Origin of the sequence: Brevibacillus ruminantium (assembly GCF_023746555.1) — a bacterium.
GTDB classification, from domain to species: Bacteria; Bacillota; Bacilli; order Brevibacillales; family Brevibacillaceae; genus Brevibacillus; species Brevibacillus ruminantium.
Genome location: NZ_CP098755.1, coordinates 338723 through 355190, shown reverse-complemented (window position 1 = coordinate 355190; position 16468 = coordinate 338723). Strand labels below are relative to the sequence as shown.

General features: G+C 43.1%; 12 protein-coding genes and 2 pseudogenes. 2 read left to right on the top strand and 12 right to left on the bottom strand.

Annotated elements, in window-relative coordinates:
* Positions 1–130 precede the first annotated feature (130 nt).
* Positions 131–1153: a DUF3231 family protein gene (locus NDK47_RS01910; protein WP_251873194.1), complete on the top strand. Its 1023-nt coding sequence runs from the start codon at positions 131–133 to the stop codon at positions 1151–1153.
* On the opposite strand, the gene NDK47_RS01905 is transcribed toward NDK47_RS01910, so the two are convergent.
* From NDK47_RS01905 to NDK47_RS01875, 7 genes and pseudogenes are all read right to left on the bottom strand, one after another.
* Complete coding sequence (locus NDK47_RS01905; RefSeq protein WP_251873193.1) at positions 1139–1297, bottom strand: hypothetical protein; 159 nt, start codon at positions 1295–1297, stop codon at positions 1139–1141. The two genes, NDK47_RS01910 and NDK47_RS01905, sit on opposite strands and share 15 nt — an antisense overlap.
* Positions 1298–1402: 105 nt before the next feature.
* A pseudogene (locus NDK47_RS01900) lies at positions 1403–2638 on the bottom strand (MFS transporter).
* A gap of 83 nt (positions 2639–2721) precedes the next feature.
* Positions 2722–3396, bottom strand: a complete 675-nt coding sequence (locus NDK47_RS01895) for a helix-turn-helix transcriptional regulator (protein WP_251873192.1) — start codon at positions 3394–3396, stop codon at positions 2722–2724.
* A gap of 896 nt (positions 3397–4292) precedes the next feature.
* Positions 4293–4886, bottom strand: coding sequence for a GNAT family N-acetyltransferase (locus NDK47_RS01890; RefSeq protein ID WP_251873191.1), 594 nt, complete (start codon positions 4884–4886; stop codon positions 4293–4295).
* Positions 4887–5225: 339 nt separating this feature from the next.
* The gene (locus tag NDK47_RS01885; RefSeq protein ID WP_251873190.1) at positions 5226–5804 is read right to left on the bottom strand and encodes a dihydrofolate reductase family protein; all 579 of its coding nucleotides are present in this window, start codon (positions 5802–5804) and stop codon (positions 5226–5228) included.
* 289 nt (positions 5805–6093) lie between these two features.
* Positions 6094–6507 (bottom strand): DUF4064 domain-containing protein, encoded by a 414-nt coding sequence (locus tag NDK47_RS01880; RefSeq protein WP_251873189.1) that lies wholly within the window; start codon positions 6505–6507, stop codon positions 6094–6096.
* A 277-nt stretch (positions 6508–6784) separates the two neighbouring features.
* Entirely contained in the window at positions 6785–7357 is a 573-nt protein-coding gene (locus NDK47_RS01875; protein WP_251873187.1) for a TetR/AcrR family transcriptional regulator, read from the bottom strand.
* Positions 7358–7485: 128 nt separating this feature from the next.
* On the opposite strand from NDK47_RS01875, the pseudogene NDK47_RS01870 reads away from it, so the two are divergent.
* Positions 7486–7635 (top strand): annotated as a pseudogene (locus NDK47_RS01870) (exodeoxyribonuclease III); the annotation flags it as partial.
* 148 nt (positions 7636–7783) lie between these two features.
* Here NDK47_RS01870 and NDK47_RS01865 read toward each other — a convergent pair.
* The 5 genes from NDK47_RS01865 to NDK47_RS01845 form a co-directional block, all read right to left on the bottom strand.
* Positions 7784–9547: a DUF4179 domain-containing protein gene (locus tag NDK47_RS01865; RefSeq protein ID WP_251873186.1), complete on the bottom strand. Its 1764-nt coding sequence runs from the start codon at positions 9545–9547 to the stop codon at positions 7784–7786.
* Positions 9544–10101 carry an RNA polymerase sigma factor gene (locus tag NDK47_RS01860; protein ID WP_251873184.1) on the bottom strand — a complete coding sequence of 186 codons (558 nt, stop codon included), beginning with the start codon at positions 10099–10101 and terminating at the stop codon, positions 9544–9546. Before NDK47_RS01860 ends, NDK47_RS01865 begins: the two co-directional genes overlap by 4 nt.
* An 816-nt stretch (positions 10102–10917) precedes the next feature.
* Positions 10918–11493 (bottom strand): type II toxin-antitoxin system PemK/MazF family toxin, encoded by a 576-nt coding sequence (locus tag NDK47_RS01855; RefSeq protein WP_251873183.1) that lies wholly within the window; start codon positions 11491–11493, stop codon positions 10918–10920.
* A 273-nt stretch (positions 11494–11766) separates the two neighbouring features.
* Positions 11767–12393: a winged helix-turn-helix domain-containing protein gene (locus NDK47_RS01850; protein ID WP_251873182.1), complete on the bottom strand. Its 627-nt coding sequence runs from the start codon at positions 12391–12393 to the stop codon at positions 11767–11769.
* 721 nt (positions 12394–13114) lie between these two features.
* Complete coding sequence (locus NDK47_RS01845; protein WP_251873180.1) at positions 13115–16462, bottom strand: DEAD/DEAH box helicase family protein; 3348 nt, start codon at positions 16460–16462, stop codon at positions 13115–13117.
* Positions 16463–16468 lie beyond the last annotated feature (6 nt).

Sequence of the window (16468 nt, the reverse complement as noted above, 5' to 3'; positions counted from 1 at the left end):
AGTTTTACCAATACCATGACAAGATTATGGTGCCTTTTTATTAAGGGGGATATGCAGCCGTAAGTGAATAATAAATGAAACAACCAAGATACTAAATCTTGAAGAGAGCAAAGTGCAGCGGAGGGAGTATATGTCATTTGAGAAACCTCAGGTAAAGCCAACAAATATCGAGTTAAGCTGTACGGAAATCGGGGGACTTTGGAGCGTTTATTTTCAAGAAGGCATGGCGGTATGCTTCCTTACCTACTTACTGCATCATCTTCAAGATGGGCAGATTGTTCCGCTGGCGGAAGAGGCGCTGAAGATTTCGCAAGATCGAATAGAGAAAATAAAAAAATTTTTTCTGGATGAAAATTTCCCGATACCAGCAGGGTTTTCAGAAGGTGATGTGAATTTGGCTGCCCCTCCGCTTTTTCACGACACGTTTACTCTGAGTTTCATCTATATGATGAATCGGCTGGGAATGATTAACTACGCATTTACTGCATCCAATAACGTTCGCCTCGATGTATTAGATTTTTTCAATGAATGCATACATACATCTACCGAGATGTTCGGCAAAGCGGTGCGAATGATGCTGGAGAAAGGCATTTACGACCGCCCGCCGAAAATGAATTACCCGAATAAAATCGAGTACGTCCAGAAAGTCTCATTCATAGACGGGATCATTGGCATGAAACGACCTCTCAATGCCATAGAGTTATCCGAAATATTCTTCAATATTGAGCGTAACTACTTTTCTGTTATGCTTATGCTCGGGTTTGCACAGGTAATGGAAGATAAAAAATTGAAAAACTTAATTATCAGAGGCAAACAAATCAGCGAACAACAAATCGAGTTATTTAACAGTCTACTGATGCAGGAAGAGCTGCTCGGAACGGTACCTGTAAGCATGGAAGTTACAGCATCCACTGTTTCTCCCTTTTCCGATAAGTTAATCATGTCAATGATCAATGTTTTGAACTCGGTAGACATCCTCTTGATATCACATGCCTTGTCGGTAACGATGCGAGCCGATCTCTCCTCTCACTACGCCAAAATCATAACTGACGTGATGGCGTACACCAAAGATACGTATGATGTTATGGTGAAACGAAAATGGCTCGAACAACCGCCTCTTACGACGGATCGAGGTCAGCTAATTAAATCCTGAGGAAAATGGCTCAGTAGCAAACAAGAAAAAACCCTTGCGATCAAGGGTTTTTCGTGTGTGCTTACGAACACCGATGATCCAGATTTTGGAGCCCTCCTGCTTCTTCAGCTTTTCAATGAACTCCGGTACGACCGGGCGTTTCATTGCTTCATCTCCTTTAAGAAAATGAAATTCTCTTGCTGACTATGAATCATAGCATTTAAGTATCTCATCTCATGTCATATAATATCTTGCCCTCAGATTGATGACTTACTTTTCATTTCCTGATCCAGCATGAATCTCTTGGCCTTCCATTCGGTCAATAGCGCCATGGCCTGGTCTCTTTCGGGAGTGGGCCAGCATCACTGCGCCCAAGAGGGCAGTCAGAATAGCTATCATGATCATTGGACTATATCGATTCACCTGATACAGAGTGGTGCTTAGAATAGGTGCGATGATAGCGGAAATTCCCTGCATTGCCGTAACCAAACCAGCAACGCCTCCTTGGTGTTCATTACTTACAGAAAGAGAAGCACCTGCCATAAATCCAGTCATCATAAATCACGATCCTAGTCCAAAAACAAAAAATGCCAAAAAGTAGAATGGAAGGTGGGTTGCAAGAAGGAATATGAGCATACTTGCGACGAGAATCATGGAACCGAGCAGGATCATCAGCCGCGGCTCCCATTTTAGCCATTTGGACTGAACAATTTGTGAAATTAGCATAGCCATGCCCGTAAACATTAACCCGAAGGAAACTATCCTCGCTAAATGATCAGTGGGGAGATGGAGCTGATCCTGCAAATAAAACCCGCCAACAACCTGAATCGTTACGACCCCTATCATCGTCACTAAAGCTGCGAGCAAATAAAGCCGCAAACCAGGGTGAAATGGACTGACTTTGACAGCCCCTTTCTGTATCGTCGGCTTCGTTGCAGGCATCAGCAGCAGAGTGACTGCAAATGCAACAGCTGCAATCGCAATACTAAAATATAAGGGCCACAGCAAACCAATTAATGTGAATATGCCGGCAATGGCTGGCCCAAAAACAAGTCCAAGGCCATTCGCGGCGCTAATGATCGCCATGCCTCTTCCTCTTTCCTTTCCCTCCGTCACATCACCGATATAAGCCTGTGAGGATGACAGGATTGCCGGAATGAACATGCCGACCAAGCTTCGCGCCGCAATCATTAGGAAGAGCAACAGTCCGCCGCTAAGCCAGTGATTGAGACCGCCATAAAAGGTGATCGCCAACAAGAAAGTACTAACGGACATGCCGATTAACCCGATTAGTATAACCGGTTTCCGCCCCTTCGCATCACTAATATTCCCCCATACCGGAGCCATCACTGCCATCATAATCGACCCGGTTGAAATCAAGATTCCAGAGTGGATTTCCCTCAGTCCTAATTCTCGTATAAGCGACGGCGTGATCGGCGCAAGGAGCATAAGCCCCAACATCGCTACAAAAACACTAAAAAAAATGCTGCCTCTTATTCTGTTCACTCTTTACACTCCTCTTCACAATATTTTGGTTTGATGAGGAGTATAATTGAATCTTGGCGATAACCGCTCCCTTGTCTAACGGATTAATAATATTTTTTTATCGATGACGGCCTAATTCCAAATTTTCGAATAAATTGCTCGGAAAACGCGCTTACGTTGCTGTACCCTACAATCATCGCGGCTTCGGTCACATTAGCGGTTTGTTCTCGCAGAAGCATCATCGCATGGTCGAGACGTACGTGTCGCAAATATTCGAATACGGTCATTCCAAAACATGCTTTAAATCCTGTCTTTAGTTTAAAGTCGTTTAACCCAACCATTTTTGCTAGTGCCAGCAGGGATGGAGGGTCTGTCATACAAGATTCAAGTATTTGCTTAGCTCTATGTAATTTTTGGATATCCCCTTTAGACAAGCCATTTGGTCTAGGCGTTAGAAAAAATAATTGATTCATGTGCATGTTTAAAAGCTCCAGGGCGGATGCTTCCATCATTAACGGGGATCTATTGGCATTTTCAAAATCTGCGATTAATCGTTTTACCAGTACCATGCTTCTTGTATCGTTTTCAAAATAATAGCAGCGGAATGCCTGCCCTTTTATGAGCCGGTCAAACTCGAAATGCATATTTGGTGAAGTCGCCAATTGATCAGCCGCATAATCGAATAGAGCAACCGGAATAGCCAGCGAAAGTGAAACATACTGCTCTTGTGCCGAGGGATAAAACTGAGCACGAAAGTCTTGAAGTGAACTACTCTCCACTTAGGCTAACGCCTTGAAGTGGGAGCTTCTCAAATCCACGACGAAAGTAACCTTTCGTCTCCTCGAGCGTTACTTCGGGTAGTCCCTACCCTAGATGTCCGACGTTTCGGAGTTCTTTTGTTACCTTGGATATTTTACGCATGGAAGGATAAGCTTGGTTTTCGCATTTTGTTTCTCCATGCAACCCCATATATCCAGTTATCAAAGAACATCATAAGTAGATTTTACCAAAGTGTCGGACAACTGAACAGGCAAAAGCCTGTCCTTGTCCAAAGTCGATTCATCCCCCACTTACAACCAAACGCTGTAAGGTTTTAGAAGTGGGAGACTTCTCGACCTATAAGTTAAAGCAAACGCACCCTGCCCGCGCGGAATTTCATGATCCTGACCGGACACAACCACCTGTCGTTGACCGGAAAGAGTAAACTGAAGCTCAACCATACGTCCTCTGGAAGAAAAACAAAAAGGATACGGTTCATGATAGCGAATATCGTGGTATACGATTTCGATCCCGCTGTAAGTAGTGACCTTGTAAGCTTTCCCGGCACCGACTTCGGACCGCAGCATATAAGATGCGCCATTCTTTGGGCCAAATAACGTTTCATTGAAATATCGCTGACAGATGGCCTTCAATGATTCCACAACAATCACCTCTGTAGGGGCTTAGCGTTGTAAATCCTCATTTTTCCTGACGGTACTCTTCTCGACGCTGTTCATTAGGTTAAATGTCAGTGACACAAACATACGCCAACCAACTCCACGAATTGAGGTCAAGTTACAGTGAAATTGACTCCATAAAAGGACAAGTCTGATTTTCTCGCCACACTTTGGGATGCCAGATTCTCCCACGAAGTACTGTATAGCGGGAAACCTCCTACTTTCCGCACCGCCATCGCCTATCCGGCAACAACTGCGGATGCATATCCCCTACCACGAAACTCTTCCAAGGTCTCAAGCCCTGCTTCGTGTGCCCTGGATGTGATGCGAACGCTGCGGCAGATCGAGACAGTACGGCTTTCGCGCACTAGCGCTATACACGGTTGCGCGTAGTCTATTTCTGAAGTCAGCCATTCGAAACCGCCGCGCAAAAATTCCGTCATATTTTCCCGAGTGATGCTGACCACCTGTATTGTCGGCGCCAGTTCACCAGGAACAAGATAACAAGGTCCCATTGTGAATCTTTCCCCTTGAAGCAGGTTCATATAGGCATCGAAATGTTTTGGCTTCGTATGTAAATCCTTAATGATGGGCTCGTCAGCACATAAACTCTCCAACTGATCGATAAGCATTTCCGGAACATCATAACGAAACCGAATTACGGATGTCCCCTCTATCGTACGGCCTAGGAAAAAACGGGGGGCAGGAGCCTCTCCGGGCCAGGGCTCGTTTATCGTACGAAGCCGCATGTTATGGTCATGTGTATATAGCGCCTCAACATGGAACTCCATCAAATCATGGGCGGTTGGTTTGATTTCTTCCCGATCACTCATACTTCCATCCCTACTTTCGTTGTTTGTTAGGCTCTCAATAGCCCCCCGTTCAAGTACGGGACGGATCATGTTTGAAGCCGTCCTGTAAGTGTCAACAGGTGACTTGAAGTGAATGAATAAAGCGTTGTCGAAGTGTTCCAACATCGAATACGTGAGGTGTCCCTCACATCTATTTCAATCGTAAAAATCACATTTTACAAAAAATAGAAAAAGCGAGCTCACGCTTTCACGTAGGCCCGTTGCCACTCTCACTTTTTCATTTTAGCTCAGTTTCGCAAATTTTAAATAAGTCAACGGAATATGCCGTACCAAACGCCCCCCAACATTGAGAGACTGTCCTCAGATTACAACCGACCGGTGAGGCTCGTAGGTTAAAACAGCAACACCTGAACGGAATGTCTTTGTTTCAACATGTTTTAAAACCTTCATATCATCATGGTCTCTAAAAAGACGTTTTCCATTCCCGACCACAATAGGAAATACCATGAGTCGATACTCATCAATAAGATGATGTTCCATCAACGTGTTTACTAATTGGCAACTGCCAGCGACTAAAATATCCTTACCGGGGAGTTGTTTTAACTTAGAAACTTCTTCTACGAGATTTCCCCTAATCAACCGGGAATTATTCCACGAAACCTCTTGCAAGGTCGTAGAAACAACAAACTTGGGGTAGTTGTTCATTCTGTCGGCAAAATCATCAGGAACAACAACGCCTTCAGCCACTTTATTCGTCACTTTAGGCCAAGCCGCTGCAAAGCCTTCATAGGTTACTCGCCCCAGTAGAAGAGTGTCGCATTCTTTCAGTTCATCGTATTTAAATTGATTCTGTTCATCCGTATTGAATTGGAATGTCCATTGTGGGTCCTCCATGACACCATCTAATGACACGAATTCAGATACTATGATTTTTCTCACCTATCTTACCTCCTAAGTTATTGGTTTGAATAGCCGGTGAACCGGATGAACACCGTTTTAACCGGCCTCTATTAATACAACGAACGGGAAACGATATAATCGACAGATCAAAAAATATTTTTTTGTTCCCTTTTTCATTTGTGTCCCTTGAAAGTCGAATTGGCAGTGACCCTTTTTCTCATTACGACTTTTTATCGAGAACGTTCGCTTAGTTCCATTTGGTAAAGTCCTTTTGCCTCAATAGCGGCCAAATCGGAGTTCGGCTTCAACGTTTGGTTATACTTCACCCTTACTTAACTAATCGCTTGGTTTTTCCTGCATTTGGCTTTCTAACCAATGCCATAATTCCTGCGATACCAAAGAACATGGTAGGAATGAATCCGAACACCGAAATAATACAAACCACTACCGATACAAGAATAAGTATCCAACCTGCGAGTTTCGGGCTACCGTTACCTTTCAACAAAACAATAGCTATAATACTTAGCACAATGCCGATAATTCCAGGGAGAACCCACATCGTTCCCGCTTGGTTCATCTGATCGAGCGAAGCGGCTACTTGGCTTTCACTCCAATTGGCATGCAAATAGTTCAAATAGGCTTTATCATCTTTGCGGTATAAGAAAACGAAGCCGATCACGATCATGATAAGACTCGATACGGCTCCAATGATGTTTAACACGATTTCCCCTGTTCGTTTCATGATAGAACCTCCACTTTACTATTTTTTCATGTTCTCTTGTGTCACTATTTCCAATGATTGCTTTCAAAAACTTAATTGTGTTCCAGAAGCCTTGTCGATGATACACATGTTAAAGGACCTTATGAAATATCCCTCACCCCTTTTATTTATCTTCGCAGGATGCGCGATGTATCTTTGCCCGATAAAGAAGTATCTTGGTCTGATTCATACCCCAAATATGAATGAATATTTTTAAATTCATTCATATTTGGGCCAAAAAGACTGTGGTTGATTCATCCTATTTTTTGAAATCGGTTAAGCCTTTCATGATAAACTCGGCCAAATACTGTATCAACTGCGGAAAATGCCGAACCCCAATTTCCTCCTTGTGTGTATCGATATATGCTAACGAGTCAAAAAAGGCGGGCAAAAGCTCATCATCAATATCCTCTCGTATTGCTCCTTCAGCTTTCCATTTTTTAAATAATCCAGTATATAAACTGCGGATGGAATCATCATCCCCTTTGATTTCTTCATAGTAGTGTTCCAGTTCCCGGAAGAGATCCCGGTTATACCACTCCTTAAGTATTTTATTTGAGTTCATAGCACTGATGTTCTGCTCCACTATTTGTCTCACAAGCGTTACGGGATCTTGATTCATGTCAATGGATTCGACAATACGCTTTTTAATTTTCTCGTTTTCTTTCATATAAATCTCAAAGAACAATTTCTCTTTCGAGGAATAGTAGTTATAAAAAGTACCCACCGCTATTCCCGCCATTTTTGCAATGTCTGAGATATTCGTTTCTTTGAATCCTTTGGAATGGAATAATTCCCACCCACAATTAAAGATGATCTTTTTTTTATCCATTTGTTAATCAACCTCTTGTGAATGAATATTTTTTTATTCATTCAGATTTAATCATGGTTTCATTTTCCTGTCAAGCTCCAGCGAAGAGAAGGACATAGGTCGGTATGGAACCATTGAATCTGAGATAGATCAGAGTGCGGAATATCGGGTGGCGCATTGACTATTTTCTTGCGTCAGAAAGACTTGCTCCATCGTTAGTGAGTGCGGGGATTGACGCGCATGTGATGCGGAGTGATCATTGTCCGGTTGTGTTGGAGGTTGGTGAGCTTCGGAAGTAATTCCGGGGCTTTTTTATATGGAGACTTTGATCAATCTGCGACTAGTTGGCGGTACGAGGGACTTGTTGCATCACATGGACAAGCCCCATCTCCTATAAAAGGGTACCGCCAACCATCCGCAGAAAATAACATAATTGATTAAAGTTTCCTATTTCTCCGAGAGAATGGGTACTTCCCAGTCTACGTTGCGGTGCTCAACCATCCTTTTCGCAGCGGTGATGATCAGTTGCTTTGGAAGCGGCTCGATGTTTTGCACGAACAGCGAGCCAGTAAATTGCGCCCGTCCATTTTTATAGTCGGTTTGCTCGATATAATACTGTACGTCGTCGTACTTTTTGCCGTTTTCGTCCTTGATGGACCAATAGGCACGAAATGGGAACATGGCCGCGGCCTCTTCCCCAAGCGTTCCTTCAAAGGCAAGATGATAACCTTCCAGTTTTGTAGTGGTTCCATCGGCATTCACGCTGTAGACACCATCATCAAAACCTTCGGCATCAACCACTCTGTTATCTTCTTTCACATACTTTTTAAAGGTAAATCGATCCCCTTGATCTTCTGCTGTAACCGGTGCTTTTTCTATACGATCAAGGTCAAGTGTTGCACGGAATGCCGCCGATTCTTCTGTATATACAGAACCAAGTCTGAAGGAAATCGGTGTACTTTCATCAATGGGCTGGAAGTAATGAAAATCTCTGGACCCGTTCTCCATTGGCAAAGAATGGCGCCATTTCAAACGATCGATCACGTTTCTTTGTTTGCTGGCTTTCCCCATCATTTCCTTAGAATCCCATGCGCCAAGAACAGTACCCCGGTCATCTACAAGCTCATAGCTGTAGTCTTTTCTCCGGTTGTTCTCTGTATTGCTTCGATCGATGACCATTTCAACTCCACTCGGTGCAAACGTTATCTGTTTCACATCTAGCTTGAGTCCTTGCGCAGTGGTATAGGACTTATTTATTTCGTGTGTTTTTGTCGCGGCTTTTGCTTTTTTCATGTCGACAGGCACTGTCAGCTTCCAGTTTCCTTTTGTATCGTCCATTTTTTTGATATGGAATTCTATAAGCAGCTCGTCTGGAATCTTGCTTAGATCATCAAAATAGCTTCGTAGCTCCCGATTCAAGAACAGAAAGCCGTCCGTATTTCTTGCACTATCCCAATCTTCATTGGGGGTACGGATTGATTCTTTTCTTGTGTCAGAAGGGTGTGCAGGCAGGAGAATGTTACCCTGTTTGTCCTTGATTGTAAAAATAGGTTCTTGGTCTGTTCTTGCAAACATATCCTGCCAAAAGATTTCGAGTGGCTTGCCGTTTTCATCTTTCACGGAAGCCAGTATGCTAATTCGCAGAGGATCAGCCACAACCTCTTTTATTTCGAACGTGATTCCTTGATCGGTCGTACTTTCATAAACCGGTTGAGCAAATCCATTTTGGGCAGCTTTCCGAATACCGATGTCGGAAGCCATTTGCCATATATCCTGACTCACAGAGGCTACGGGAGCAGATTTATCGATTGGGCTGCTCGTGAAAGCCGCACTTACATAGCTGGCAAAGGTCGGGGAAATGAGCATTCCCGAAGAGACTGCGACTGTTAAGGCGGCGGCAGCAAATGTCATTCTTTTCATGATGGTGATACTCCTTTTCTTCCATAAGGATGTGGTTGGTATAGGCTTGGCACGATTCAAAACTCTCACAGGATGTGGGGAGAGCGTGCTAATAATTTTTTGGTCCAGGTCCTCTGAGAGGGAGTTTTCCCAAGAGGTATCAACTGTTTCTTCCAAATGATCAATCCATTGCTCTAGCTGTTTTTGGCAGAAGCTACAGTGATCGAGGTGACTTTCTAGTTTCTGTTTGTTCACTGCTGATAAACGATCTTCCATGTAAGCGATCAGTTTCTCTTGCGTAAGACACTTCAAAGCGGGTGCCCCCCTTTTTTCTCCGTTTTGACAAGCTGCTCGCGTAGCTTTTTTCTGGCGTGGGACAGACGCATTCGCACCGTATCTACAGATAAAGACAGCTTGCTGCTGATCTCTTGATAGCTCAACTGCTGAAGATAATGAAGTGCCAGAACGGTTCGATGCTCCATATCGAGCACCATCATCTGCCGCCTGAGGCCAGTGCGTTGTTCCTTCACCAGATAGGCATCCTCTGGAGCAGGACCATCGTCTTTTACCTCTACATCCATCTCTGTGATAAAAGGAGCACGTTTTCGCTTGCGCCACTCATCAATCCCGCGATTAATGGCGATCCGATACAGCCAGGCTGAGAAGGAATGGTTGGGTTTGTAGTCTGGCAGGCTGTAGTAAGCTTTAATAAACACTTCCTGCACAATGTCCTCAATGTCATTAGAATGAGGGAAGTTTTTTTGGAGAATAGAAGCGACTTTTCCTTTGTATTTGTTGACGATCAGAGCATAAGCTCCTTTGTTTCCTTGAAGAACCTTCGCAATGATCTCTCGATCGTCTTGCATGCTGTTACCTCCTCGCAAAAAGGGTGCTGCGCAGCCGTTCCTTTTTGTTCGTTCACTATTGTATACGATGGGGGAAAGCTACCCCTCTCAAACTTTTTACAAAATGATAGAAAAAGATGCTCTTTGCTCGATTCTCGCCTGTCGAATGCTCAACCAAACGATTCACACGTCTGGATTGTCAACAGTAAATCTCATATTCCAAAATAAAAAAGGAGCTACCCGAAGGCAGCCCCGAATGGGGTTATGATGTAAATCTATTGTTGGGCGAAAATAAAGTCGTATCGCCGCATCCCCACCTTCTCCACACTGCTCAAACCCTTGCCACACCTGGATTATCGTCCCCTCTCCCCTGTATTTTCTGACAACTTGAGTAATTTAAAGTCTTATCGGAAAAACGGAGAAAAGGCTGGGAAATGCAATTTAAAGTCGTATGGAAAGGCAGAAAGAAGGCCAGGGAAAAGAATGACCAAAGGGTCTTAAAAATGAGTCGAAATGGGATAAAAATCCTGAGAAAATCCAAATAAACAATAAAGAGCCTCCCAAATAGGGAAGCCCTTCATTTGAGGCATATGCCTCTCGACGAAGCTCGTTTAGAGCCAGTGCCGAACTTTGGCTCGATAATGGCCATTGCCATCTATACGATATTATATGTGCGGGTTTGAAAAAACATGCAAAAAATGCATTGGAGTCACGTAGTTAACGTGACTCCTCGAAAAGCTTTTACAAGCCAGTGTCCAAATGGACTCGATAATTCTGTTATTGACTCAAGAATACATCAACTATTTACGATTGTCAACAGTTAAAAACACTGACAAACTAAAGTTCTAACTGCTCTTTTATTTTATTACAAATCTCTTCAAGTTTTACAGATTTAATTTGCCCAATTCTTCTCCCAAGTCTTGCCTTATCAATTGTCATAATATCAGCAAAGATAACTCTAGATGGATCTTTATCCAAATGCCCAAATTCAAGATCTTCATTAGTAAGCTTCAGGTGAACTGATGGTTTAATTTTGTTCCCATCCCCCTCAATAGGAACAACATTCACCTTTTCAGAGTATATATTCCCTTTTGAGTTTTGAATAATGATTACAAGATGATTTCCACTAAGTTCACTACCTATATTTTCACCAATTTCTGCATTAAATATTTGCCCTCTTATTGGTCTGACAGGATGTTTTTTGGGGGTTCGCTCTTCTTCTTTTTGAAGTTTTTTGTTCTCAAGAGAATCAAAATGTAATTTTGCCCACAATGGAATACAGCGTAAAAGGGCTATCACTTTTGAAAAAACAGGTCTCCTGAGCAATGGGTAAGCATTTTTTAGTTCTTGGGCCAAGATTTCCTCATGGCGTGTTTCCAACAAATGTTCTTCATCATATTTCCTTCTATCCATGAAATGAATCCTTTCGGTGTAATGGCATCATTTTCCATCGTTTCCTATTTGATGGTTTTTGACTAAATCCTTTGTAATAAGTGAATAATATGCATAATTCTACAAACATTTATCATCTTGGAACATACAAATCTGCCGTTGCCAGGAATTTTCCTAAGACACGTTTCCAGAAATATATATCCCATAGATTGTTGCAATGATGAATTGTCCATCAATCATGTATATTATGTAACAATCTTTTATAGATACTTATTTATGCAAAGTCTATACCGATCAGTTCTCATTTTCAAAGACATCGCCTACTTCATTGATGAATATTGCTGTAATTCCAGTCCGCTTCTTAGCTAATAAAGGAAGTCTGTTCCAAAGATTACGAAACTGCTTAACATCAGGTAATGCAATCGAATATTTCGCATTTGGATCATCCATTCGTTGGAGAGTTTCAGCCAGAACACCAAGAAAGAAATTTACATTCATTGCATTTAACGAACCCAACCCTTTTACCTCAATTATCCATCGCTCGTTACCTCGAACCGCATTAATATCAATCCCAGGCACTTTTCCCCATGCAATCTGTGTTTCCCAGCCATCAGCATGTAAGTAATCCTTCAAGATCTGCTTGAGATTATCTTCTTTAAACACCGAAGATGCCCCCGTCATATGTTCCGCCTGATTGACTGAAGGTAGATCAACATATCCTTCATCAGATACTAAGTAATTTCCAATTAGACCATCTATACGATTCACCCGTTTAATGATCCCTTTGCTTACTAATGCCCTACATGCTTGGTTTACCGCCTGTTGTGGCTCGTTTGTACCTAATATCGCATTTGCAATTTCTCGGTCAGTCAAGCCATCCTTGTCTTTTAAATAATTGATAATCTTATCTTTTAAAGTCATATCTCCAGTTCCCTTCACACCAGTTATTCCCTATTGTTCTATTATAGGTTACTTCCATTATTTGCGTAATTAATTGGAGTGTTGTGACTGGTGATTGTGATTTAGATTGTGAACCATATACAAACATCTAATGACTTGACTGCAGTAAACCCACTAAAAATGTATCTCATTTACTCCCCTGAGACCGCCTCTTTAACCCGTTGTGCAAAACGGATACTATCTGGTCATCAATAACGTTCTCACGCTTTATTTCTTCATCCTTATTCTTGAAAGTATCTAAGGTGATTTTAAACGAGTCCCAACCATTCGTCTCTTGCCCAACAAACATCACCTTTTTTTGGCCTTTCTATAAGAAGGTAACGCCTTGACCAAAAAAGGATTAGCCAACTGATCTAACTGCTGAGGATCTAATTGATCGATTGCTGAAATCAGTCTACTCCGACATTCTCGGTAAGCCCCTTTTAAAAAATCCTCCTGGCCAGCCTTATAATACTTAATTTGTCTGGGGAGTAAGAATTGTCTCATTGTTTTGTCTCTTGGATTTTGTGCAACTAGATTCAAAAAAACAAAAAGGCGTAGCAAAATTGAATTATTTTAGCTACACCTGTTGTCAGAAATTATTTTAAATTGTTCACTAGTCTAATTAAGTAATCAATTCAGCTTGTTGTAATACCAATCATTGATCCTCATATCGATATCGGATTAGTTACTAGTGCGTTTTTTAGCCCACAATCTTCACCGCATTATCCTTTATCTTTAATATCAACTCGACAAACTGCTTCTGTCTCACCCCATCAAATAACTTAATAAAACTCTGCGGCTTATCAAAAGGCGGCTTCATCAGTTCAGCTACATTTTCGATGTACCCATTCTGAACAACATAATCTACCACCTTTTTCACAAAAACAATCTGTGCTTGATTAAGCGACTGGTCATTGATAAACGCGGAAAAAGCAGCCATGGCCGCATCATGCTCCATCTTGGCAATTTTACGCACAAGCAAACCAAACGGCGTATCCTGAAACTCCCGCTTATAGTCTTCCTCTGTCCCAAGTTCACCAGTAAAAATCCGCTCCAAACTTTCATAATCAGAAGCAGTCAACGGAATATTATGACGCAGCTTATGAATAGCCAGATGATCGCGGTTGTTCTCAATATACCGGTTGACCTTCAGCTTGTAATCCTCAAAATCATAGGCTTGATACAGTACCTCGCCCTCTTTGACAGCCAATATCACATCGGAAAGATTCGTGTAAACAGGATTCCTTCCGCCTTCATCCATAATAAATTTCATTAATCCCCGCAGTTCCATGCGTACTTTCTCAAAAATAGGGATATCTGGATTTTGCCAAAACTCATCTGTTCCAATCATGTTGATTAACTCCAGCTTCTCTTTAATCTGTGGAATCGTTGCTCGCTTGGAAAGATCAAAGGAAACACGGATCAGCTGCTTTTTCCCTTTTTTGAATTGCGGCATTCCCTCGATCTGAGCGATCATGATCCCGTACATAAAATTATCAAAGCGCTTGGCGTATTCATCGGGATCATCCATATAGACAAGTGGAGCCAGATACGTGATCAGGTTGCGTTTATCGGTATCGGAAAGATAAACAAATGCTTCCCGATGCTTGTACTTCTCAATAAATTGCAGCTGCAATTTCACCGCTGTCAGCTCTGTATTCAACGCATTGATTTGATGATGTACCGTTTGAATCAAATCGTTCCGAATGTCCTGATACAAATCATCTACAAAGGTGGCATGCTGCAAGTGATGGATCAAGCGAACACGCTTGGAAAAGATCGCTTCTGACAGGCTCTGCGTCTCATTTCCCAGCAGCCCGTCTTTGTTTGCACGGAAAAACTCAAAATTTCCTAAATAATCAAAGATGAGAAAATGCGTTTTATCCTGTCCATCTCCAAACAGGTTTTTGCGGAGCCTTGTTCCACGTCCGATCATTTGCCAGAACTTCGCTTTAGAGCGAACGCGTTTGAAGAATACCAGATTCACAATGTCCGGCACATCAATTCCTGTATCCATCATATCAACCGACACCGCGATATGCGGCTCTTTGTCAGGCAACTTGAAGTCGTCGATAATCGTCTGGGCATAGTTGTCCTCGGAGACGACACGCTTCGCGAAAGTTCCGCGGTACTGAGGATACAGTTTGTTAAAACGCTCAACGATATATTCTGCATGCCTTTTATTTTGCGCAAAGATGATCGTTTTCCCTAGTCTGTCACCACCGGCAACTTTGATCCCCTTGGTCATCAAATCCTCCAGTACCATATCTACCGTTGCCTGGTTAAAGATGTACTCATTTACAGCAGGGGAGGGAATGAACTCTGGCATCGTGCCATCTTCGTCAACAAAATCTTCTTCATAACGTGCCTTGTCTTCTTCTGACAGATCATCGTAAACAATGCCCTGCCCTAAAATTTTCGTTTCTACTTCAATGTTATAGTAGGGAACCAGCACGTGATCTTTTTCAACGGCGGTTTCATAATCGTAAGCATACGTAGGTACGCCGCTTTCCATTTCGAAGAATTCGTATGTATTACGATCGACCTCGGTCTTCGGCGTAGCGGTCAGACCGACCAAGATGCCATCAAAATATTCAAATATCGCGCGGTATTTCTTAAAAATACTTCTGTGTGCCTCGTCGATGATAATCAAGTCAAAATGGGCAGGACTAAATAGACGCTTCCCGTCATCGCTTTTCACGGAGTCGATGGCGTTGAGCATCGTAGGATAGGTAGAAAATACAATCCTCGCCGTTTTATCATCCTTGTTGGACAGAAGATTGCAGAGCGACATATCCGGCAAGTAGTTTTTAAAGTCATCCTTCGCCTGCTTGACCAAAGCTGTACGGTCTGCCAAAAACAGTGTATTGGTCACATGTCCGCCCCGAGAGAGCACATCGGTCAGACTGGAAGCCGTTCTCGTTTTTCCTGTACCGGTAGCCATGATGAGCAATGCCTTCCGGTGCCCTGTTTCTATCGTTTCACTGACCGCACGAATCGCTTCTTTCTGGTAATAACGGTCGGTGATTTTGTCGTCAATCGGGACATCAGCCAGTGGTTTGCGTTCTTTTCGGCGGTTCATCAGCTTTTCCAGATCCGCTTTTGAGAAGACACCGCTTACTTTTCGCTGTGGGGAAGTGACGTCATCCCATAGATTCGTTTCAAAGCCATTGGTCGTAAACATCATGGGACGTCTGCCTGTCATTCTTTCCAGGCAGTCAGCGTACAGCTTGGCCTGCTGCGTACCAATCTTCGGGTCTTTGGAGGTTCGTTTCGCTTCGATGATTGCCAGAGGAAGTCCGTCTTTCCCGTAGAGGACATAATCCGCGTAGCCTTTTTCCTCCGGATTGGGCATACCAACGAGTTCGACGTCTTCCCTCACATCGTCTCCAAATGTCCAGCCCAGGAGTTTGAGGTCTACATCAATATATTTCTTGCGCGTCATGTACTCGGAAATGTCCTCTGGTGTGAACTGACGCTCTTCCTTGTGCTTCTCTTTATCAGCAGTCAGGCGGTCACTCATCGCTGCGATCTGGGCACGTAAAGCCTCAATCTCTGCGTCCTTTTGCTCGATCAGACTGTCTTTTTCCCGGATCTTCGCTTCATCGAGAACGACCTTTTCGGTAGGAATTTTGCTCTCGTCAAAGTGGCGTTCTTCATAGTTGGAGCCATAGCAATAGTCAAGCCATTGGATAAATTCAAAAAGCCCAGCAAGCGAAAGGATGGCATCGCTGCGGCTGATTGCTTTTTCGGTGTGCACCGCCAGATTGCCCAGCTTAACAATGTAGGGCAGCTTGCCCCATGTCTGGTTCTCCATCGCAAAGCGGAATGAGGGTTCGTGAATCAATGACTGCAAATTGTCCTTGTAGGGCATGGAAATGGTGTTGTCGGCAGAATAGACCCACTTCACCGCCAGTTCCAACGCTTTACGGCTGCCCACTGCCGACATTGCTGGGGAGGTGGTGAGGACACGCTCTGCTTCTATGCATGCTAGAGCAAATAGATTGTATTCAGTTTGTCCCTGCAGGAAATCGAAGTTTGCAGTCATTGTTTC

Excerpts from the sequence above, each read along its gene's own strand:
- NDK47_RS01910 (WP_251873194.1), top strand. The coding sequence starts at position 131 with ATGTCATTTGAGAAACCTCAGGTAAAGCCAACAAATATCGAGTTAAGC.
- NDK47_RS01905 (WP_251873193.1), bottom strand. The coding sequence starts at position 1,297 with ATGAAACGCCCGGTCGTACCGGAGTTCATTGAAAAGCTGAAGAAGCAG.
- NDK47_RS01890 (WP_251873191.1), bottom strand. The coding sequence starts at position 4,886 with ATGAGTGATCGGGAAGAAATCAAACCAACCGCCCATGATTTGATGGAG.
- NDK47_RS01880 (WP_251873189.1), bottom strand. The coding sequence starts at position 6,507 with ATGAAACGAACAGGGGAAATCGTGTTAAACATCATTGGAGCCGTATCG.
- NDK47_RS01875 (WP_251873187.1), bottom strand. The coding sequence starts at position 7,357 with ATGGATAAAAAAAAGATCATCTTTAATTGTGGGTGGGAATTATTCCAT.
- NDK47_RS01860 (WP_251873184.1), bottom strand. The coding sequence starts at position 10,101 with ATGCAAGACGATCGAGAGATCATTGCGAAGGTTCTTCAAGGAAACAAA.
- NDK47_RS01855 (WP_251873183.1), bottom strand. The coding sequence starts at position 11,493 with ATGGATAGAAGGAAATATGATGAAGAACATTTGTTGGAAACACGCCAT.
- NDK47_RS01850 (WP_251873182.1), bottom strand. The coding sequence starts at position 12,393 with ATGACTTTAAAAGATAAGATTATCAATTATTTAAAAGACAAGGATGGC.
- NDK47_RS01845 (WP_251873180.1), bottom strand. The coding sequence starts at position 16,462 with ATGACTGCAAACTTCGATTTCCTGCAGGGACAAACTGAATACAATCTA.